This window comes from Qipengyuania oceanensis, from assembly GCF_009827535.1.
GTDB lineage: Bacteria > Pseudomonadota > Alphaproteobacteria > Sphingomonadales > Sphingomonadaceae > Qipengyuania_C > Qipengyuania_C oceanensis.
The window spans coordinates 128,917-149,044 of the sequence record NZ_WTYN01000001.1 but is presented as its reverse complement, the minus strand read 5'-3'; the positions used below and the strand labels follow the sequence as shown (position 1 = coordinate 149,044).

The window sequence follows — 20,128 nt, the reverse complement described above, 5'->3', positions numbered from 1 at the left end:
GGCCACTGCTAGGATCCGCATTCCTGCGTACTTGCGCATTTCGCCAGGCCTTTTCATTCCGGCTTGCCCTCCGGCCACTTGACCTCGCGCTCGTGACGCGCCTGTTCGGCCTGTTCCTTGAGGTGCCAGGGCAATTCCTCGTAGACATCCTGGAACATGGTGCGGAACGGATGGTGCATCCCGTGGCCGAGGATGCCGTTCTTCTCGGCTTCCTTGGTCGCGGCCTTCACTCGCTCGGCGGCCTCGCGGTCCATCTCCGCCTGACGCTCCTCGTCCCACTCGCCAATCGCGATCAGATGCTTTTTCAGGCGGTTGATCGGGTCGCCCAGCGGCCATTCCTCGCGTTCGGTCGCGCTGCGATATCCGCTCGGATCGTCCGATGTCGAATGCCCTTCCGCGCGATAGGTGAAGTATTCGATCAGCGTCGGGCCGCCGTTCGCCCGCGCCCGGTTCGCTGCCCAGGCCTGCGCCGCGTAGACCGCCAGCGCGTCGTTCCCGTCGACCCGCAGCCCGGCAAGACCGTAGCCCAGTGCGCGCGCCGCGAAGGTCGTCCGCTCGGCCCCGGCGAATCCAGAGAAGCTCGAGATGGCCCACTGGTTGTTGATGACGTTGAGAATGACCGGCGCGTTGTACACGGTCGCGAAGGTGCAGGCGGAATGAAAGTCGCCTTCCGCGGTGCTGCCCTCGCCCACCCAGGTCGCGGCGATGCGGCTATCGCGCTTGATCGCGCTCGCCATAGCCCAGCCGACCGCTTGCGGTGTCTGCGTCGCGAGATTGCCGGAAATGCTGAAGAAGCTGTGTTCCCGGCTCGAATACATGATCGGCAACTGCCGACCGAGCAGCTTGTCGCCCTTGTTCGAATAGATCTGGTTGATCATCTCGACCAGATCGTAGCCGCGCGTGATCAGAATGCCCTGCTGGCGGTAGCTGGGGAACACCATGTCGTCGCTGGCGAGCGCCATGGCGGCGGCGACGCTGGTCGCCTCCTCGCCGGTGCACTTCATGTAGAAGCTGGTCTTGCCCTGCCGCTGCCCGCGGAACATCCGCTCGTCGAAAGCGCGCACCAGCGCCATGTTGCGCAGCATCGTGCGCAGCGTTTCGGGATCGAGCTTGGGATCCCATTCGCCGTGCGCCCGATCGTCGTCGCCCAGCACTCGGACGAGGCCGTAGGGATACTCCGACAGATCCCTCGGTTCGCTGGCTTCATCGGGCCGCTTCTGCCCCTCTGCCGAAGGGATGGCGATATGGCCGAAATCGACGGCATCCCCGGGGCGGAACTTCGGTTCGGGAACGTGCAGTTCGAGCGAGGGGCGGTTGCTACCCGGTGTGGTTGCGGCCTTGTCGGCCATGCGGCGCTCTCCCTGACGCAATGTTTTAAGCTCGCGACATATTATTGCGCGGCGATGATTTGGTCAAGGTCGCGGGCTTTCAGACTGCCACTGGAGCCTTGATCGGCGGATGCGGCTGGTAGTCGTGCACCTCGAAATCCTCGATCCGGTATCCGAAAATGCTGTCGGGCCGCCGCTTTATTTCAAGCCGCGGTAGACCCTGTGGTTCCCTCCCGAGCTGCTCGGCAATCAGTTCCTCGTGGTTGAGGTAGAGATGCGTGTCACCGCCCATCCAGACGAACTCGCCGGGCTCGAGGTCGACCTGCTGGGCGATCATCCGGGTGAGCAGAGCCCCGCCCCACAGGTTGAACGGCAGGCCCAGTGCCACGTCGCAGCTACGCTGGTACAGCGCGCAGTTGAGGCGGTTGCCCGCGACATGGAACTGGTAGGTCTTGTGGCACGGGGGCAGCGCCATCCGGTCCAGCTCGGCAACGTTCCAACCTTCGATGATATGCCGCCGGCTACCGGGATTGGCGCGCAGGCTCGCGATCACCTCGGCGACCTGGTTGATCCCCTCGCCCTTCTCGTAGAGACCGTCCTTGCGATAGCGATAAGTCGGCCAGTCGACCCATTGCTTGCCGTAGACCGGGCCGAGATCGCCCCAGCGCGCGGCAAAATCCTCGTCATCGGCAATCCGCTGTACAAAATCCCCGAGCGAGATCGCATCGCCGGTCTGGCGCACGTAATTGGCGTGCGGCCACTCGTTCCAAATCTTGACGCCCTGCAGCACCAGCGGCCGGATATTGGTCTCGCCGGTGAGGAACCACAGCATCTCGCGGGTGGCGGTCTTCCAGTAGACGCGCTTGGTCGTGATCAGCGGCATCATGCCGTCGGAAAGATCGTACCGCAGCATCGTGCCGAAGATCGATCGCGTGCCGATTCCCGTGCGATCCACGCGTTCGCTGCCCTCTTCCCTGATGCGGCGCATGAGGTCGAGGTACTGCCGCTCCGGATGTCCGGGGCCGACGAGTTCGGAAGGAATCGAGGCGGTCGCCATCCGAGTGTCCTAAACGCGCAATTGCCCGCTTGCCACCCCGCGGCATGCTGCCTATAGGGCGCGCCTTGCCTCGACCCACAGCTTTTTATCGAGCGGTGGGCGCGACACGGTCGGGGAGTAGCTCAGCCTGGTAGAGCACTGTCTTCGGGAGGCAGGGGCCGGAGGTTCGAATCCTCTCTCCCCGACCAATTCTCTTCTCTTCTAAAGATCGCATGCGCCGGACCTGAGGGCCCTTGGGCCTTGCTTGTCGCGCCGGCATCGGATCGCGCCAATGCTCGAGGTCGTGCGCCGCGAGGCATTGCCCATCGATCCCCGGTATCCCATCCCCGCAAGGTTCTGCCCTGGCGTCAGCCGATACGCTGCAACTCCGCGACATTCGCCTCGTCGCATGGCGGTCGGTCCCCTCCCGGGTCCGGCCGTCAATTGCGTCTGCCAGGCGCGCTGGTGCGATCGACTGGGTCGCCTGTTCATTGCCTCGCCAGCGTCGGTGGGTTAGCGCAGACCCCGAACGACGCATTCCAGGGAGTGAAAGATGCGCAAGATGATGATCGCGATAGTGCTGGCAGGTGTGACCCTGACGGGCTGCAACACGGTCAAGGGCCTTGGCCGCGATATCGAATCGGTCGGCGAGGCCGGCGACCGCGCGATGTGAGCCAGCCCCCGGCGATACTCTTCGTCTGCCTCGGCAATATCTGCCGCTCGCCGCTCGCGGAAGCCGCCTTTCGCGCAGAAGCAGAGCGCGCCGGGCTAGACGCCGACTGCGATAGCGCGGGGACAGCTGCCTATCACGTCGGCAAGGCGCCCGATCCGCGCAGCATCGCGACCGCGGCAGAGCATGGCATCGACATCCGCCATTACGAGGCACGGCAGGTCCAGACGCGCGATTTCGCGCGCTTCACCCATGTCCTGGCGATGGACCACCGGAACCTTGAAGACCTGAAGACCCTCGCACCGGGCGATACGACGGCGCGCATCGGCCTGCTGATGGATGTCGTGCCGGGGCGCGAAGGCGCATCGATCGCCGATCCGTATTACGGCGGCGAAGAGAACTTCCTCGACACCTGGGACGATGCGAGGACTGCGGCAAAGGCGCTGGTCGCAAAACTGCTCGCCGAAGCCTAGCCGCCGCGCAGGAGCTGAACGCCCCAGTCGCGTTCCTGCAAATACAGCAACAGGCGGGCCGCCTCGCCCCGTTCGCCGGTCAGCCCGCCGTCGCGCTCCATCAGCAGGCGCGCATCGTCGTGAGCCATTTGCAGCATCCGCTGGATCTGCTCGAGCGTGGCGAGCCGGAACGGCGTGTCGCCGGACTGGCGCGTGCCGAGCAGCTCTCCTCCGCCCCGCAGTTCCAAGTCTTCTTCCGCGATGCGGAAACCGTCCTGCGTCTCGCGCATCAGGGCCAGCCGCGCCTTGCCGGTTTCGGACAATGCCTCGCCGCGCAGCAGCAGGCAGACCGACTTCTCGCTGCCCCGCCCCACGCGTCCACGCAATTGGTGCAATTGCGCGAGACCGAAACGCTCGGCCTGTTCGATCACCATCAACGTCGCCGCGGGTACGTCCACCCCGACCTCGATGACGGTAGTCGCGACGAGCAGCTTCGCCTCGCCGCTCGCGAAACGCTCCATCGCCGCGTCCTTGATCTCCGGCTTGAGCTGGCCATGGACCAGCACGACCTGGTCGCCGAAACGCTGTTCGAGCATGGCGTAGCGGGCTTCCGCTGCGGCGATATCGGCGGTCTCGCTGTCGCGCACCATCGGACACACCCAATAGGCCTGCTGTCCTGCCGACAGGTGCCGCGCGACGCCGTTGACGACCTCGTCCATGCGCTCCTGCGCAACCACGACCGTGTCGATCGGCTGGCGACCGGGCGGCATCTCGTCGAGCCGGCTGACGTCCATTTCGCCGTATTGCGCCAGCGTCAGCGTGCGCGGGATCGGCGTGGCGGTCATAGCCAGCGTGTGCGGCGTGCGTCTGCCCTTCTTGGTCAGCATCAGCCGCTGGTTGACCCCGAAGCGGTGCTGCTCGTCGATCACCACCAGGCCGAGATTGCGATAGCCGACGGTGTCCTGGAAAATGGCGTGGGTCCCGATGACGATATCGATGCTGCCATCCAGTAGGCCCAGCAATGTCGATTCGCGCGCCTTGCCCTTGTCGCGCCCCGTCAGCAGCGCGATCTCGACACCCGTTGGCGCGGCCATCCGGCGCAGCGTATCGTAATGCTGGCGCGCCAGGATCTCGGTCGGGGCGAGCATCGCCGCCTGTGCCCCCGCCTCGACCGCGACGAGCATGGCCTCCAGCGCGACCACGGTCTTGCCCGCCCCGACGTCGCCCTGGAGCAGGCGCAGCATCGGCGATTCCTGGGCCATGTCGCCGGTTATTTCGTCGATCGAGCGGCGCTGCGCCCCGGTCAGGGGAAACGGCAACTGAAGCCTGTCCCTCAGCGAGCCGTCACCTTGCAGCGACTGCCCGCGCCTGGCCCGGTTGTCCGCCCGCACCAGCATCAGGGCGAGCGCGTTGGCGAAGAGCTCGTCATAGGCAAGGCGGTCGCGCGCCGCCGGCGCCTCCGCCTTGTGGGCAGCGACCAGCGCCTCGCGCCATGGCAGCCATTTCTCTCGCGCGATCACGCCGGGTTCAATCCATTCCGGCAGAGCCTGTGCGCGGTCGAGAGCCTGAGCCGCCAGCGATGCCATGCGCGGCTGGGTCAGCCCTTCGGCGAGCGGATAGACCGGCTCGTTCAAATGGACGAGCGATGCATCGGCCTGCTCCATCACGTGATCGGGATGGACCATCTGCAGCATGTCGCCATAGCGTTCGAGCTTGCCTGCGACCCAGCGTTTCTCCCCTACCGGCAGCTGTTTCTTCGCGGTGAAGGATGCCCGGCCGAAGAAGGTCAGCGCCAGCACGTTGCCGATCTCGTCCTGCGCGAACACCCGGTACGGTGCGCGCTGGTTGCGAGAAGCGCGGTGTTCGGTTGCAGTGAGCGCGATGACGATGTTCTCGCCTTCGCCCGCCTCGTCGAGGCTGGCCACCGGGCGGCGCGTTACGAAGCGGTCGGGCAGGTGGAACAGCACGTCCCGGACCCGCGACAGGCCCAGCCGTTCGAGCGGTTTTTTCAGCTTGGGCCCGACGCCGTCGAGCGTTTCGACTTCGGCGAACAGCGGGTTGAGGGCTTCGGGACGCATCGTGCGCCTGCCCTAGCCAATCCCTACGCCAAAGCGAAGCTTGCGCGTGGCTTGCAAAAGAATCCGATCCGCGCTCTAAGGCTGGACAACGCTCCGGGAAACCCAGGTTTCTCTACTGGAGCGTTCTTTCGGGTCGCTCGTGTGGTCGCAGAACCATTGAGGGGGACTACCATGATCCGTACTATTCTTGGCGGCATTGCCGCCGTGACGCTTTGCGCCACAGCTGTTCCGGCGCTGGCGCAAGATGCCGACAACTACGTCGAAGACCAGCGGACCACTTACGCCATTACGATGATAAAGCTGGCCGACGGGGCCGAGCAGCGCTGGCTCGAGATGCACGAAAAGTATGTCGTTCCTGCACGCAAGGCCGCAGGCCAGAGCCCCGAGGTCGTGCACTTCCTTATGCTGAACGACGATTACGACCTGATGGTGGTGTCCGAAATGCCGGACGGCATGGCTACTTTCGATTCCCACCGGCCCGCGTCGCGCTGGGCTTTCCGGCAACAGGTGAACAAGATCGCCGGGGGTGCCGACAAGATGCCGCCGATCCTGGAAGAATGGGACAAGCTCGAGAAGGCCAGCAAGACCATGTACACCCATACCCATCCCTAGCAGCATGGGGGCGTGATCGGGCCTTGCGCTTGATCTGACCTGGCCGAAAGGCCACAGGGGCGTCATTCCGCAAGAGGATGACGCCCTTTCCATGCCCCAGTCGCTGACCAAGCCCGCCCGTATCGCCCGCGCGAAGTTCCGCGCCTGGCATCGCGGCACGCGCGAGGCGGACTACATGATCGGCGGTTTCTTCGATCGCTACCACGAAGGTTGGGACGAGGCCGAACTGGTCTGGTTCGAGGCGCTGCTCGACGAGGACGACGTCGACGTCATGGCCTGGGCGCTGGGCACGCAGCCCACGCCGCCCGAATTCGACGGCCCGCTGATGAAAGCGATGCAAAAACTGGATTACGTCACCATATAGACGGCGACGATGTCGCGGCCCGGCCGTGGCGACCCGATGACAAGCGCCCGCGGAAAAATACTTCCGGCGGGCTTCGACGCGTCTGCAATCCGGCAGGCCGCGTGAACCAATTGCCCGAAAGCGGATTGAAGCCACGATGCCCGACCTTTCCAAGATCCTGACCGCCAAGCAGCCGCTGACCCTCGCATCGCTCGCCCGCGGAGCCCAGCCGCTGGTCATGAGCGACCTTGCCCGTGCGGCGACCGGCCGCGCAGTGCTGGTGACCGCGGACGATGCGGCCATGCGCGCGGTGAGCGATGCCGCGCAGTACTTCGCGCCCGAGCTCGAGGTACTCGAGTTCCCGGCGTGGGACTGCCTGCCCTTCGACCGGTCCAGCCCTGCCCTATCGATCAGCGCGACCCGGCTGGCTACCCTCCACCGGCTCCAGGCCGGCAAGAGCGGCAGCCAGCTCGTCGTAACGACGGCCAATGCCCTGCTGCAGCGGGTGCTCTCGCCCTTCCGGATTCGCGAAGCCGTGCGCGAATTCGCGGTCGGCACGCAGATCGGGCACGAAAGCCTTTCCGCGCTCCTGCGCCGACAGGGTTACAGCCGCGTCGACACGGTGGTCGATGCCGGCGAATATGCCATGCGCGGATCCATCGTCGACATCTGGCCGTCGGGTCTAGACCAGGGTCTCCGGCTCGATTTCTTCGGCGACGAGATCGAGAGCCTGCGCCTGTTCGATCCATCGACCCAGATGAGCACCGGCGTGATTGATCGGCATCTGCTGCTGCCCGCCAGCGAGGCGCTGCTCGACGAGGACAGCATCAAGCGCTTCCGGACGCGGTATCGCGAACAGTTCGGGGCCAATGCGACGCAGGACCCGCTTTACGAGGCGGTCAGCGATGGTCGTCGCCTCGCCGGCATGGAGCACTGGCTGCCGCTGTTCGAGGAAAAGCTCGTCACCCTGTTCGATCACCTCGGAAACGACGACCTCGTGGTGATCGAGACGTCCGCCATAGGAGCGGCAGGAGAGCGGCTGGACGATATCGCCGATTATCGCAGGGCTCGCGCGGAAACCGCCGGACAGGCGGCAGGCAGCTATCGCCCGATCGAGAGCGAGGCGCTGTACCTCGCCAAGGCCGAGTTCGACGCCAGGCTCGCCGAATGGCCGGTGCATCGTGCCACCCCCCTGCCCGAGCCGGAGCGTGACGGGGTGGTCGATTTCGGCTTCCGGTCGGGGCGGGATTTCGCCCCCGAGCGGGCGCGCGGCGAGAACGTCTACGAAGCCGTGGCCGAGCATCTCAAGGCCGTCGGCAAGTCGGGCAAGCGGCCCTTGCTCGCGGCCTATTCCACCGGCAGCCGATCGCGGATGGCCTCGATCCTGTCCGAAGCAGGCGTTCCCGTCGCGCTCGCCGAAAGCTGGCAGGACGCGCTCGGCAAATCGGCAAAGGGCAAGGCGGCAGCGATGGTGCTCCCGCTCGAGGCGAGCTTTGCCAGCGACGATCTCGAAGTCCTGACCGAACGCGACATCCTGGGAGACAGGCTCGTCCGCCGTCGCAAGCGCAGAAAGGATTCAGATGCCTTTCTCGCGGAATTGCAAGCGCTTAGCCGCGGCGATCTCGTAGTCCATGTGGAGCACGGAATCGGGCGTTACCTCGGTCTCGAACCGATCAGCGTCGGCAAGTCCGAGCATGATTGCGTGATGCTCGAGTACAAGGGCGGCGACAAGTTATACATCCCTGTCGAGAACATCGACGTCCTCTCGCGCTACGGCTCGAGCGAGGACGAGGTCATGCTCGACCGGCTCGGCGGCGAAGCCTGGCAAAAGCGCCGGGCACGCCTGCGCGAGCGGATCCGCGAGATCGCGGGCGAATTGATGAAAACCGCTGCTGCCCGCGCGCTGCGCAAGGCCCCGGTGCTCGAAGCCGATGACGCCAGCTATAACCAGTTCGTCGACCGCTTCCCGTGGGAGGAAACCGACGACCAGGATCGCGCGATCGGCGATGTGCTCAGCGATCTGGAAAGTGGCAAGCCGATGGACCGGCTGATTTGCGGGGATGTCGGTTTCGGCAAGACCGAGGTCGCCCTGCGGGCGGCCTTCGTCGCCGCCATGAACGGACAGCAGGTCGCTCTCGTCGCGCCGACGACCTTGCTCGCACGGCAGCATTTTACGAATTTCTCGGAACGTTTCGCCGGCTTCCCGCTGAAGATCGGGCGGCTCTCGCGCCTCGTTTCCGCCAAGGAGATGAGCGAGACACGCGACGGCCTTGCCAGTGGCGACGTCGATATCGTCATCGGCACGCACGCGATCCTGTCCAAGAACACGAGTTTCAAGAACCTCGGTCTCGTGATCGTGGACGAGGAGCAGCGCTTCGGCGTCACGCACAAGGAAAAGCTGAAACAGCTGCGCGCCGATGTGCACATGCTGACCCTGACCGCGACGCCGATCCCGCGCACCCTCCAAATGGCCATGTCGGGCCTGCGCGAACTGACCACGATCCAGACCCCGCCGGTCGACCGGCTCGCCGTGCGGACCTATGTGATGGAGTGGGACGACATGGTGATGCGCGAGGCCCTGATGCGCGAACATCATCGTGGCGGGCAGAGTTTCATCGTGGTTCCGCGCATTTCGGACATGCCGGAAATCGAGGAGTGGCTGCGCGACAACGTACCCGAGGTGAAGGTCGTCGCAGCGCACGGCCAGATGGGCGCCGGCGAGATCGAACAGCGGATGAGCGCCTTTTACGAAGGCAAGTACGAGGTGCTCCTTTCGACCACGATCGTCGAAAGCGGCCTCGACCTGCCGACTGCCAATACGATCATCATCCATCGCGCCGATCGTTTCGGCCTTGCCCAGCTGTACCAGTTGCGCGGCCGGGTCGGGCGCGCGAAACTGCGCGCTTACGCCTATCTCACGTCCGCGAAGGATACGCAGCTTTCGGAGATCGCCGAAAAGCGGCTCAAGGTGCTCAGCGATCTCGATTCGCTCGGCGCAGGGTTTCAGCTCGCCAGCCACGATCTCGACATTCGCGGCGCGGGCAACCTGCTCGGCGACGAGCAGTCGGGCCATATCCGCGAAGTCGGTTTCGAACTCTACCAGTCGATGCTCGAAGACGCGATCCTGGCTGCCAAGGCGGGCGAGATGGGCCTCGAATCGGCGCGGGAGAAATTCTCGCCGCAGATCACCGTCGATGCACCGATCATGATCCCGGAAGACTATGTCCCCGATCTCGCCGTCCGGATGGCGCTCTATCGCCGCCTCAACGATGCGCAGGACAAGGCGGAAATCGAGGCGATGGCCGCAGAGATGATCGACCGCTTCGGCCCGTTGCCCGCCGCGACGACCAACCTCATCCGCCTGATCGAGATCAAGCACCAGGCACTTGTGGCCAATATCGCCAAGATCGACGTGGGGGCACAGGGAACGCTGGTCACCTTCCACAACGACGATTTCCCCGATCCTGTGGGCCTGCTGGCATATGTCGACCGGCTCAAGGGGACGGCCAAGCTGCGGCCCGACATGAAACTGGTGATCAGCCGGGCCTGGACCGATCCGCAGAGCCGGCTCAACGGCTTGTTCCAGCTCACCAAGGGCCTCAGCCGGATCGCGGCCAAGGCGGGAGCGGGAGCGGGAGCAGCGAAAGAGAAGGAGCCCGCCTAGCTGCGCGTCAGCTGGAGGAAAGTCTCCGCCGTCAGCGGCGGTGCGCCGAGAAACCCTTGGTATACGTCCAGTCGCTCGTGGGTGATTACCGCGTGCTGTGCCGCCGTTTCGATCCCCTCGGCAACGACTTGCAGCGAAAGTGCCTTCGCCATGGCGACGATGCCGCGCAACACGGCGACGTCGCGCTCGTCGCGCGTGACCCCCTCGATCATGCTGCGGTCGAGCTTCAGCGCATCGAGGCGCAGTCGCTTGAGGTAGTGAAAATTGCAGAAGCCGGCGCCGAAATCGTCGAGCGCGATGCGAAATCGCAGCTGTTTCAGCCGCTCCGATGCTTCGGCCGCCAGATCGATGTCTTCGAGCAGCCATTCCTCGGTAATCTCGACCGTGACGGTTTCGGGCGAGCGCCGGTACCATGCGGCGAGCGCGGCGATCTTCTCCACGAACCGGCTGTCGGTCAGTTCGCCCGGTGTCGCGTTGAGCGACAGGACGAGATGGGCAGGCCAATCCGCCGCGCTGGCAAGCGCCCGCTGGAAGACCTGCTGCGAGACCTCGGCGACGCAATGGGCGCGCTGTGCTGCGGCAAATAGCTCCTGCGCACCGATCACGCCCAGCGCGGGGTGTCGCCAGCGGGCCAGCGCCTCCCCCCCGTACAGAGCACGATCGCAGACCCGGTATTGCGGCTGGAACAGCACCTCGATCTCGTTACAGTCTAATGCGCCGATGAGATCGGTTTCGAGCGAAGCTGCACGCGCTCCGGGCACGGCATAGTAGCCCTCGCGCAGGGACAGGTTGGAAAGCGACAACATCGCCCGCTGCCATAGTCAAATTGGCAGTGCGCGACACAATGCCCTGCGAATGCGTTGCCAAATGGGACACGGGTCCATAGTTTCCCGGCACGTCGGACGATAAAGTGACCCGGCCGGGAGGATCATCTGACCAGCACCAACACCTTCGAGCGAGTGGCGCTCCTGGTTTCCGAAAGCGAACGTGCGCAGGAAGCCAGCGACGCGCTGCGCGAAACGATGGATTTCGTCGCGCTGGAAGACGCCGAGGCGGCAGTCGTGCTCGGTGGCGACGGCTTCATGCTGCAGACGCTCCACTCGATGCTCGACGGTGGCCGGGTGTTGCCGGCCTACGGGTTGAACCTGGGAACGGTCGGCTTCCTGATGAACCGCTACCGGAGCGGGGCAAACGTCCTCAAACGGATCAATCGCGCCCGGGCCACCGCTGTTGCGCCGCTGTGGATGGACGCCGTCACGCAGACGGGCGAGGCCCGCAGCTATTACGCGATCAACGAAGTCTCGCTGCTGCGCGAGACGCGCCAGACCGCGAAGATCGAGATCTCGGTGGACGACAAGGTCCGCATCGACGAGCTCGTTTGCGACGGCGTGCTGCTGTCGACCCCGGCCGGCTCGACCGCCTACAACCTGTCCGCCAATGGCCCGATCCTTCCGCTCGATTCGCACCTGCTCGCACTGACGCCGATCTCCGCCTTCCGCCCGCGGCGCTGGGGCGGCGCAATCCTGCCCGATCGCTCGAAGGTCAAGTTCACGGTACGCGAGCCCGACAAGCGACCGGTTTCGGCGGTGGCCGACCAGAAGGAACTGCGCGACATCGCCGAAGTATCGCTGGAAATCGCGCGCGATCGCGAGCTCACCCTGCTGTTCGACCCTGGCCATGCTCTCGATGACCGCATCGTCGCCGAGCAGTTCGTGGTCTGAATCCGGGGCTAGCGGCAAAAATCGCCAACAGCCGTATTGCATTGCCTCGGCGCGCTGCTATAGGCCCTGCCCTGCCCGCAAGAGGCTGCTCCCCGATAGCTCAGCGGTAGAGTAGGTGACTGTTAATCACTTGGTCGTTGGTTCGAATCCAACTCGGGGAGCCACTTGCAGCCAGCCGCCCGAAGGCCGGCACCCGCAAGGCTCTTAACCTTCAAAATTTCCGCAATCCCGCTACGGGACGCGACCGGTTAACGTGGTTCCCTTCGCGGATGGCGCGCGACATCAGCGATGCACCCAGAAAGGGAGTATCGCCATGTCGCAATACAGTTATCATTCCAGCCGGCCCGACGGATGGGTGTCACCGCGTCCCTATAGCGACGCCACGCTGCGCCGGATGGCCTATGGCCCAATCCAGCCGATGCATCGCCCGCGCGGGTTCCTCAGCCGCCTGCTCAAGGCCAGCTGAACCAGCTCGCACTCGCCTGTGTAAGGATTTGTCAGCGTCTGGACGGTAGAGCGCGGATCGCTATCCCTTGGCGTTGCCGTTAACCATCCGGAAGAACCCCGTGCTTAGGCTGTCCTATCCCGTCGCCCTGGTAGTGATCGCGATCATCGCGCTGATCCCGGGCGCGATCGCGATGGCGTTCTTCGACGGGCCCGCAGGTCTCTTCGGCAACCCGTTCTCCCCGCGAATGCTCGGCATCGGCTCGTTCGGTTCGCTGGTGGTGCTGATGCTGTATATCTGGGACGGATTCCGCGCCAAGGTCGAAAGTCCGCTCGGCTATGCGATCGCCCAGGTGAAGCGTAACCCGCTGGCGCTGCTGGCCCCGGTGGCGCTCATTTTCCTGACCGTTTTCCCGAGCCGCGTGTTCGTCCTGCTCAAGGATGCGATCCCAACGCACGTGCCCTTCTATCTCGACCCGTTGCTGCTCGAAGCGGACAAGCTCCTGTTCCTCGGCACGGATCCCTGGCGAGTGACCCATGGCCTGTTCGGAACCGCTGGGACCATCGTCATCGACAAGATCTACATCGCGTGGTTCATGCTCATCCCGCCGCTGGCGGTGTGGATCTGCGCCACTCGCGATCGCAATTTCCAGTTTCGCGGGATCCTGACGCTGTTCTTCATCTGGATCGTGCTGGGCACTTTCGCGGCAATGGCGCTCTCGTCCTGCGGGCCGGTCTTCTACCAGGAGTATTACCGCAGCGCCTATTACGCGCCGCTGATGGCCGAGTTGCACCGCGCCGATGCCATCTCCCCTCTCGCGATGCTGCCGATCGCGGAGTGGCTGCTCGAACAACGTGCGAGCGGCAACCTGGGCTCCGGGATCTCGGCCATGCCATCCGTACACGTGGCAATCGCCTTCTTCTTCTTCCTGCTGATGCGGGAAAAGGTCGGCCGGTGGTGGGCAGTGGTCCCCGCAGGCCTGTTCTGCTTTGCGATCTGGATCGGCTCGTTCCACCTCGCCTGGCACTATGCCTGGGACGGCATCGTCTCGATCGCGGCAGTCTATGCCTTCTGGCGCCTGCTCAAGCTGGTCGAGATCGAGCCGGCCCCGTCGCCGGAAGCGATGCCATCGTCACTGTCCGGTCAGGAGGCGTAGCCCGACCACGATCGTCAGGGCGGCGGTCAGCCAGCGGATAACCCTTTGCGGCAGGAATCGCACCGCGAGCAGGCTGCCGATCTGCCCGCCGACGACGACGGCGAGAAGCAAGGGCAGGCCGCTTTCCACCGCTGCCCCGATCATGCCGGGCCCGCTCTTGAGCAATTGTCCGGCAATACCGAACAGCGAATTGACCAGGATGAACAGGCTCGCCGTGGCGGCCACGGCGCGGGCCGAGTTCCAGCGCGCCAAATGCAGCAGCGGCGCGAGGAAAATGCCTCCCCCGATCCCGACCAGTCCGGCGAGATAGCCGATCGGTGCGGCAGCCAGCGGCATGTAACGCGCAAACCGCGTCGGGACCGCCGCATCGCCGCCGCTTATCGGGACAAGGAGGCCCGCGCCCGTCAGCAGCAGGCTCAGCCCCAGCAGGAACAGGAATTCATCGCGCGCGATCGGCGTCAGCCCGCCGAGGAATGCCGCCGGCGCGGCGACCGCGGTCAGGAGTAAGGCTCCGCGCCAGGGCGTCAATCCCGCGCGGGCGAAGCGGATCGATCCGCCGGTCACGACCACGACGTTGCAGGCGAGCGAGAGAATGGGCAGCAGGCGATAGTCGAAGCCGGACAGCGCCAGCAGCGCGCTGTAGGTCGATCCCCCGCCGAAGCCTACGCTCGCATAGAGCAGCGCCGTGACGAAAAAGGCGAGGATCATCGCGAGCATCGTTCGCGCCTATCGGTTCGGCACAAGCTGCGCTAGACACGATTGCGGGAGGCGGCGATGACAGCTGACGATATCGACCTGGGCACCGATCTCACCCGTGCGGGACCCGCCGAGGCACGGCTGGTCGGTGACATCACCGCAGATGCCTTCGCCGATGATCCGTTCAACCTGTGGCTCGTGGGTACGCGGGCAGGCGTTCGCGGTATCTTCCTGCCACTAGCGCGCCACGTCTACGTGCCACAGGGCTTCTGTTATCACCTCGGCAACGATGGCGCCTGCATGTGGCTGCTACCGGGACAGCATGCCGATTTCGGTTTCTGGGCGCTCAAGAAGCTGCAGTTCAATACGCTGTTTCGGGGTACGCGCGGCGCGGTCCGGCGGATCAATCACACGGTTCCGGCGATGGAGGCCGCTCATCCCACGTTCCCGCATGCCTATCTGTTCACGATCGGCGTGCGCCCGGCGAGCCAGGGCAAGGGCCTTGGCCGCAAGCTCATCACGCCGGTGCTCAAGGCATGCGACCGGGCCCGGCTTCCCGCCTATCTCGAGAACTCGAACCCGGAAAACACGGCGTTCTACCGGTCGTGCGGGTTCGAGCAGTCGGCGGATGCCATCCACCCGGAACCCGGCAGCCCTCCGCTGGTGCCGATGACGAGACGGCCCCGCTAGGCAAGGCCGACCCGTCACCTATGCCGCGTTATCGCGCCGCGCCGTGGCAGTGCTTGTACTTGTTACCCGAACCGCACGGGCATGGGGCGTTGCGGTTGATTTCCATGTCCGCGTAGGGATTGTCCGCCATGCCGCCGGGACCTGCATCGGCACGGGTGCTACCGGCCAGCGCGCCGAAAAGGGCCGCACGCTGCGCCGAGCCATCGCCATCGTCGCTGTTGTCGAAGCCGGTCAGCGGATCGATGTGGCCGGTCAGGAAATCGGGCAGGTCCGGCAGCGCGGCCGGCTGCGGCTCGGGCATCCGCAGCTGTGCCTTTACCAGTATGCCGCTCACGTCCTCGCGCAGCTTGTCGAGCATGCTTTCGAACAGGCCGAAGGCCTCGCGCTTGTATTCGTTGATCGGCTGCTTCTGCGCCAGACCGCGCATCCAGATCACCTGCCGCAGCGCATCGAGCGTTGCGAGGTGTTCCTTCCAGTGGAAATCGAGCCGTTCGAGCAGGACGCTTTTCTCGATCTGGCGCCAGATCGACGGGTCCGTGCCCTGCGCCTTGGCTTCCATCTCGGCATCGGCAGCCGCCTGGATGCGCTCTTCGATGATTTCGGGCTCGATCTGGTCTTCCTCGAGCCATTGCTCGATGGGGGGAGTGAGGCCGAAGACCTCCTCGATCCGCGACTTGAGGCCGGCGACATCCCACTGTTCGGGATAGGATCCGGGCGGGCAGGCTTCGCCGACGATCGCGTTGATCGCATCGCTGCGCATGTCGACGACGACATCCTCGACAGCTTCCGAATCCATGATCTCGGCGCGCTGTTCGTAGATGACCTTGCGCTGGTCGTTCATCACGTCGTCGTATTCCACGACCTGCTTGCGGACCTCGTAGTTGCGTGCCTCGACCTTCTTCTGCGCCGTCTCGATCGCCTTCGACAGCCACTTGGAGCCGATCGCCTCCCCGTCCTCGAGGTTCGAATTCATCATCCGGGCGAACAGAGTATCGGGCCCGAAGATGCGCAGCAGGTCGTCTTCGAGGCATAGGTAGAAGCGCGACAGGCCCGGGTCGCCCTGGCGGCCGGATCGACCGCGCAACTGGTTGTCGATGCGGCGGCTCTCGTGGCGCTCGGTACCCAGGACGAACAAACCGCCCGCCTCGAGCACCTTGCGCTTTTCCTCGGCGACTTCGGCCTTGATGCGCTCGACTTCCATCTCGCGCTTGGGGCCTTCCTCCATCTCGCTGAGCTCGTCCTCGATCCGGAACTCGACGTTACCGCCGAGCTGGATGTCGGTCCCGCGACCCGCCATGTTGGTCGCGATTGTCACCGCGCCGAGGCGCCCCGCCTGCGCAACGATATGCGCCTCGCGCTCGTGGAACCGTGCATTCAGCACCTCGTGCTTTACGCCTTCCTGGTTGAGGAATTCACTCAGCAATTCGGACTTCTCGATCGAGACCGTGCCGACCAGCACCGGCTGGCCGATCTCGTTCTTCTCGCGGATCGACTTGGCAATCGCGCGGAACTTGTCCTGCGTGTTCTTGTAGAACTCGTCTTCCTCGTCGATGCGCGACACCGGGACGTTGGTCGGAATCTCGACCACGTTCATCTTGTAGATGTCCCAGAATTCGGCCGCTTCGGTCGCCGCGGTACCGGTCATGCCCGACAGCTTGGGATACATGCGGAAGTAGTTCTGGAAGGTGATCGAGGCCATCGTCTGGTTCTCGGGCTCGATCTTCACGCCTTCCTTGGCCTCGACCGCCTGGTGCAGGCCGTTCGACCAGCGGCGGCCCTCCATCATGCGACCGGTAAACTCGTCGATGATGATGACCTTGTCGTCCTTGACGATGTAATTGTCGTCCAGCTTGAACATCAGGTTCGCGCGCAGGCCCTCGTTCAGGTGGTGCACGACCTGGGTGTTTTCGACATCGTAGAGGTTGTCGGTTTCGAGCAGCCCGCTGGCGGCAAGGCGCTGCTCGATCTCTTCCGCGCCCTCCTCGGTCAGCGATACTGTCCGCGACTTCTCGTCGGTCTCGAAAAAGGCCTCGCCTTCGGGCAGCGTGCCGCCCGCTGCCTTTTCGCGCGCTCTCTGCTCGGCGACGAAGTCCTTCACCACCTTGTCGATGGTCACGTAGAGATCGGTCTTGTCCTCGGTCGGGCCGGAGATGATCAGCGGCGTACGCGCTTCGTCGATCAGGATCGAATCAACCTCGTCGATGATCGCGTGGTTGAAGGGGCGCTGCACCATCTGGCTGCGCTCGTGCTTCATGTTGTCGCGCAGGTAATCGAAGCCGAATTCGTTGTTGGTGCCGTAGGTGATGTCGGCGTTGTAAGCTTCGCGCCGCTGCTGCTCGTTGAGATTGGGCACGATCACACCCACCGTCAGGCCCATCCAGGTATGCAGGCGACCCATCCACTCGGCATCGCGCTTGGCGAGGTAATCGTTAACCGTGACGACGTGGACGCCCTTGCCCTCGATGGCATTGAGGTAAGTCGCAAGCGTCGCAACCAGCGTCTTGCCTTCGCCCGTCTTCATTTCCGCGATCTCGCCGCGGTGGAGCACCACGCCGCCGACCATCTGCACGTCGAAATGCCGCATGCCGAGCACGCGAACGGACGCTTCGCGGATCGTCGCGAATGCTTCGGGCAGGATGTCGTCGAGCGTCGCGCCATTGTCGATCTGGCTGCGGAACTTGTCGGTCTGGGCCTGCAATTCGGCATCGCTCAGGGCCTGGATCTGCGGCTCGAGCGCGTTGATCTGATTGACCACCTTGCCGATCGACTTGACGTAACGGTCGTTGGACGAACCGAAAATGGATTTCATGAATACGTTCATCATGGGCGGAATCCCGGTAATTCTGGAGATATGGATAAGGTTTGGAGGCCGCTCGCGACCTGGTGGCCAGGCCGGCGGCATTGGGTAGTCGTCGGCGGATACGGCGCTATTCGAGCGCGCGGTCGGCCTTCAGGATGACCGGCGCCAGCCGGACGGCGGGCCGTTCGACCAGCAGCGAGCGTTGCTCGGCCGGTGCTGCGACCGGGCGGTTCAAGGCGGAAAACTCAGCATGCAAATGCTGCTCCGCCTGACCTGTCACGGCGAAGGCCGACGCGACTACGCTGGCGCGTCTTTCCCCGGCCCATGCAGCTTCTGCCGGGGTCGCCGTCGCGGCAAGACCGGTGATGAGCGCAAAGAGGGCAAGCAGGCGGCGTAGCATTGCGGCGCGATATAAGGGCGCCGGGTGGTAAAAGCCAGCCCGCATGCGTGTCAGTAGCCCTCTGCCGGCTCGATCACTTCCATCGAATAGACCGAGCGTATTCGCCGTTCGACGGGTTTTCCATCCTCGTCGCGCACCGGCGCGAAGGTTCGCGGGCGGGTGCAAGGATTGCTGTTCATCAGCGTTGGCGGCACCGGGCCGAAAAGCCCGACCACCTCGCAATCCGATGTCGTGCCGTCGATGTGCAGGGTGAACTCGTATACAGCGGTAAATGTCGCCGTCACAGGATCCTGATTGCGGTTCCACGAGATCTTGCCGACATAATATCCCTCGATCGGCTGACCCTGCCCGTTGCGAGCAGGTGCGAAACGCGCACGCTCGCTCGCAGCCCGGCAAATGCCCTCGTCGACGTCCTCGAAACCGTTGCTGTCGAGAATAGCGCAACCAATTACGCGTCCGGCAGGGCCGACATCCAGCCGGAACCTGACCGGCCGGATCGCGGGGTTGTTCAGATTGCGGGCCGGCACATCGTAATGACTGAACCATACGCTTGCATTGAGTGGTGCCGGTTTCCTGGCTCCGGATGAATCCGGCGACGCTTTAGCATCCTCCTCGGAAACCTGCGCGGTTACGGGCGGATCGCGCGGAATCGGACTGTCGGAAACAGCGATCTGTCCGCTACCCAGAGCCAGCGTGAGGGGAAGCACAAGCATTGCGTCCGTTTCCTTTCGCCCTGTCCACGTCCGATAGCAGCCTAGCGCGCCATAATGAGCTTGTCTGCGGACCTCTTGCTGAAATAACGCGGGGCACATGGATCTCGAGCCGTCTCCGCTAGCCCTGCCCTTCCCCGACATGCCTGAGATTGCGGGTGCAACGCCGCGCGTCGCGCGCGCTCGCTACAAGGACTGGGACCGCTGCGACCTGACCTATGTCGAACTGGTCGAGGGTACGAGCGTTGCGGGCGTCTTTACCAGGAATGTGTGCTGTTCGAGCGAGGTGGAACTCGGACGCGAACAGGTGACGCTGGGCAAGGCCCGTGCGCTGGTCGTCAATGCCGGCAATTCCAACGCATTCACCGGCTATCGCGGGCGCGAGGCGGTCGAACAGATCATGGCGCAGGTGGCCGATCACCTCGGATGCCAGCCGAGCGACGTGTTCGTTTCCTCGACCGGCGTAATCGGTGTCCCGCTGCCGAAGGACAAGGCCCGGGCCGGGATCGCCGCAGCGCTCGAAGCGCCGCAGTGCAGCTGGAAAGAGGCCGCCGACACGATCGGAACGACCGACACATTCGCCAAGGGCGCAACGGCGAGCGCGATGATCGGCGATACGCGGGTGGAACTGGTCGGCATCGTGAAGGGAAGCGGCATGATCGCGCCCGACATGGCGACAATGCTTGGCTACATCTTCACCGATGCCGCGGTCGATCCGGCCTTTCTCCAGCACTGCCTGAGCGCCGCGAGCGACCGGACTTTCAATTGCATCACCGTCGACAGCGACACCTCGACCAGCGACACCGTGCTCGCTTTCGCCACGGGTGGCGCAGGCAATGTCCCGCTCACCTCGGTCGAGGATGCGGGAGCGGACGCATTCTTCGCAGCGCTGCACGATGTCTGCCGGCAGCTCGCCCACCTGGTGGTGCGCGACGGCGAAGGTGCCAGCAAGTTCATCGAAATCGTGGTCGGCGGGGCAGTTTCAGATGAAAGCGCGCGCCGGGTAGGCCTCGCGATTGCCAATTCGCCGCTGGTGAAGACCGCGATCGCAGGCGAGGACGCGAACTGGGGCCGCGTGGTGATGGCCGTGGGCAAGGCGGGCGAACCCGCGGATCGCGACCGACTGTCCATCGGCTTCGGCGGTACTTGGGCAGCGCGCGAAGGCCAGCCGCTCGCCGACTACGACGAGGCACCGGTTGCAGCGCATCTGCGCGGACGGGAAATCCGCATTGATGTCGATCTGGGAATGGCTGACGGCCGCGCCAGCGTATGGACCTGCGATCTCACGCACGGCTACATCTCGATAAACGCTGACTACCGTTCCTGA

Annotated in this window: 18 protein-coding genes and 2 tRNA genes; 12 read left to right on the top strand and 8 right to left on the bottom strand. The window is 64.5% G+C overall.

The genetic code is table 11. The features are described 5' to 3' along the window. Positions 1-53 precede the first annotated feature (53 nt). On the bottom strand, positions 54-1,349 hold the full coding sequence (locus GRI48_RS00680; protein WP_160669937.1) for a thiamine pyrophosphate-dependent enzyme: 1,296 nt from the start codon (positions 1,347-1,349) through the stop codon (positions 54-56). 79 nt (positions 1,350-1,428) lie between these two features. Next, positions 1,429-2,385 (bottom strand): thymidylate synthase, encoded by a 957-nt coding sequence (locus GRI48_RS00675; protein ID WP_160669934.1) that lies wholly within the window; start codon positions 2,383-2,385, stop codon positions 1,429-1,431. Positions 2,386-2,496: 111 nt separating this feature from the next. On the opposite strand from GRI48_RS00675, the gene GRI48_RS00670 reads away from it, so the two are divergent. From GRI48_RS00670 to GRI48_RS00660, 3 genes are all read left to right on the top strand, one after another. Beyond that, a tRNA-Pro gene (locus tag GRI48_RS00670) sits at positions 2,497-2,573 on the top strand. Between the two features lie 353 nt (positions 2,574-2,926). Next, the gene (locus tag GRI48_RS00665; protein WP_419956952.1) at positions 2,927-3,037 is read left to right on the top strand and encodes an entericidin A/B family lipoprotein; all 111 of its coding nucleotides are present in this window, start codon (positions 2,927-2,929) and stop codon (positions 3,035-3,037) included. Beyond that, on the top strand, positions 3,034-3,507 hold the full coding sequence (locus GRI48_RS00660; RefSeq protein WP_160669928.1) for an arsenate reductase/protein-tyrosine-phosphatase family protein: 474 nt from the start codon (positions 3,034-3,036) through the stop codon (positions 3,505-3,507). Before GRI48_RS00665 ends, GRI48_RS00660 begins: the two co-directional genes overlap by 4 nt. Here the strand turns inward: GRI48_RS00660 and recG are convergent. Then, on the bottom strand, positions 3,504-5,564 hold the full coding sequence (gene recG, locus GRI48_RS00655) for an ATP-dependent DNA helicase RecG (RefSeq protein WP_160669925.1): 2,061 nt from the start codon (positions 5,562-5,564) through the stop codon (positions 3,504-3,506). The two genes, GRI48_RS00660 and recG, sit on opposite strands and share 4 nt — an antisense overlap. 171 nt (positions 5,565-5,735) lie before the next feature. Here recG and GRI48_RS00650 point away from each other — a divergent pair, with 171 nt between their 5' ends. The 3 genes from GRI48_RS00650 (at position 5,736) to mfd (ending at position 10,183) form a co-directional block, all read left to right on the top strand. Next, positions 5,736-6,176 (top strand): hypothetical protein, encoded by a 441-nt coding sequence (locus tag GRI48_RS00650; protein WP_160669922.1) that lies wholly within the window; start codon positions 5,736-5,738, stop codon positions 6,174-6,176. A gap of 91 nt (positions 6,177-6,267) precedes the next feature. Further along, the gene (locus tag GRI48_RS00645; RefSeq protein ID WP_160669919.1) at positions 6,268-6,540 is read left to right on the top strand and encodes an FAD assembly factor SdhE; all 273 of its coding nucleotides are present in this window, start codon (positions 6,268-6,270) and stop codon (positions 6,538-6,540) included. A gap of 136 nt (positions 6,541-6,676) precedes the next feature. Continuing rightward, positions 6,677-10,183, top strand: a complete 3,507-nt coding sequence (mfd, locus tag GRI48_RS00640) for a transcription-repair coupling factor (RefSeq protein ID WP_160669916.1) — start codon at positions 6,677-6,679, stop codon at positions 10,181-10,183. On the opposite strand, the gene GRI48_RS00635 is transcribed toward mfd, so the two are convergent. Continuing rightward, positions 10,180-10,989 carry an EAL domain-containing protein gene (locus GRI48_RS00635; RefSeq protein WP_160669913.1) on the bottom strand — a complete coding sequence of 270 codons (810 nt, stop codon included), beginning with the start codon at positions 10,987-10,989 and terminating at the stop codon, positions 10,180-10,182. The two genes, mfd and GRI48_RS00635, sit on opposite strands and share 4 nt — an antisense overlap. A 126-nt stretch (positions 10,990-11,115) precedes the next feature. On the opposite strand from GRI48_RS00635, the gene GRI48_RS00630 reads away from it, so the two are divergent. From GRI48_RS00630 to GRI48_RS00620, 4 genes are all read left to right on the top strand, one after another. Next, positions 11,116-11,904: an NAD kinase gene (locus tag GRI48_RS00630; RefSeq protein ID WP_160675174.1), complete on the top strand. Its 789-nt coding sequence runs from the start codon at positions 11,116-11,118 to the stop codon at positions 11,902-11,904. A gap of 89 nt (positions 11,905-11,993) precedes the next feature. Continuing rightward, positions 11,994-12,068 (top strand) — tRNA-Asn (locus tag GRI48_RS00625). A 149-nt stretch (positions 12,069-12,217) separates the two neighbouring features. Further along, a complete protein-coding gene (locus GRI48_RS14155) occupies positions 12,218-12,370 on the top strand; it encodes a hypothetical protein (RefSeq protein WP_202389157.1) in 153 nt (50 codons plus the stop codon). Positions 12,371-12,470: 100 nt separating this feature from the next. Beyond that, entirely contained in the window at positions 12,471-13,505 is a 1,035-nt protein-coding gene (locus tag GRI48_RS00620; RefSeq protein WP_160669910.1) for a phosphatase PAP2 family protein, read from the top strand. Here the strand turns inward: GRI48_RS00620 and GRI48_RS00615 are convergent. Continuing rightward, positions 13,482-14,222 carry a sulfite exporter TauE/SafE family protein gene (locus GRI48_RS00615; RefSeq protein WP_160669907.1) on the bottom strand — a complete coding sequence of 247 codons (741 nt, stop codon included), beginning with the start codon at positions 14,220-14,222 and terminating at the stop codon, positions 13,482-13,484. The genes GRI48_RS00620 and GRI48_RS00615 overlap by 24 nt on opposite strands. 57 nt (positions 14,223-14,279) lie before the next feature. Here GRI48_RS00615 and GRI48_RS00610 point away from each other — a divergent pair, with 57 nt between their 5' ends. Further along, entirely contained in the window at positions 14,280-14,891 is a 612-nt protein-coding gene (locus GRI48_RS00610) for a GNAT family N-acetyltransferase (protein ID WP_160669904.1), read from the top strand. 28 nt (positions 14,892-14,919) lie between these two features. On the opposite strand, the gene secA is transcribed toward GRI48_RS00610, so the two are convergent. From secA to GRI48_RS00595, 3 genes are all read right to left on the bottom strand, one after another. After that, positions 14,920-17,715 (bottom strand): preprotein translocase subunit SecA, encoded by a 2,796-nt coding sequence (secA, locus tag GRI48_RS00605; RefSeq protein ID WP_160669901.1) that lies wholly within the window; start codon positions 17,713-17,715, stop codon positions 14,920-14,922. Positions 17,716-17,818: 103 nt separating this feature from the next. After that, complete coding sequence (locus tag GRI48_RS00600) at positions 17,819-18,091, bottom strand: hypothetical protein (protein WP_160669898.1); 273 nt, start codon at positions 18,089-18,091, stop codon at positions 17,819-17,821. A 50-nt stretch (positions 18,092-18,141) separates the two neighbouring features. Beyond that, a complete protein-coding gene (locus GRI48_RS00595; protein WP_160669895.1) occupies positions 18,142-18,804 on the bottom strand; it encodes an energy transducer TonB in 663 nt (220 codons plus the stop codon). 97 nt (positions 18,805-18,901) lie between these two features. Here GRI48_RS00595 and argJ point away from each other — a divergent pair, with 97 nt between their 5' ends. Next, complete coding sequence (gene argJ / locus GRI48_RS00590) at positions 18,902-20,128, top strand: bifunctional glutamate N-acetyltransferase/amino-acid acetyltransferase ArgJ (protein ID WP_160669892.1); 1,227 nt, start codon at positions 18,902-18,904, stop codon at positions 20,126-20,128.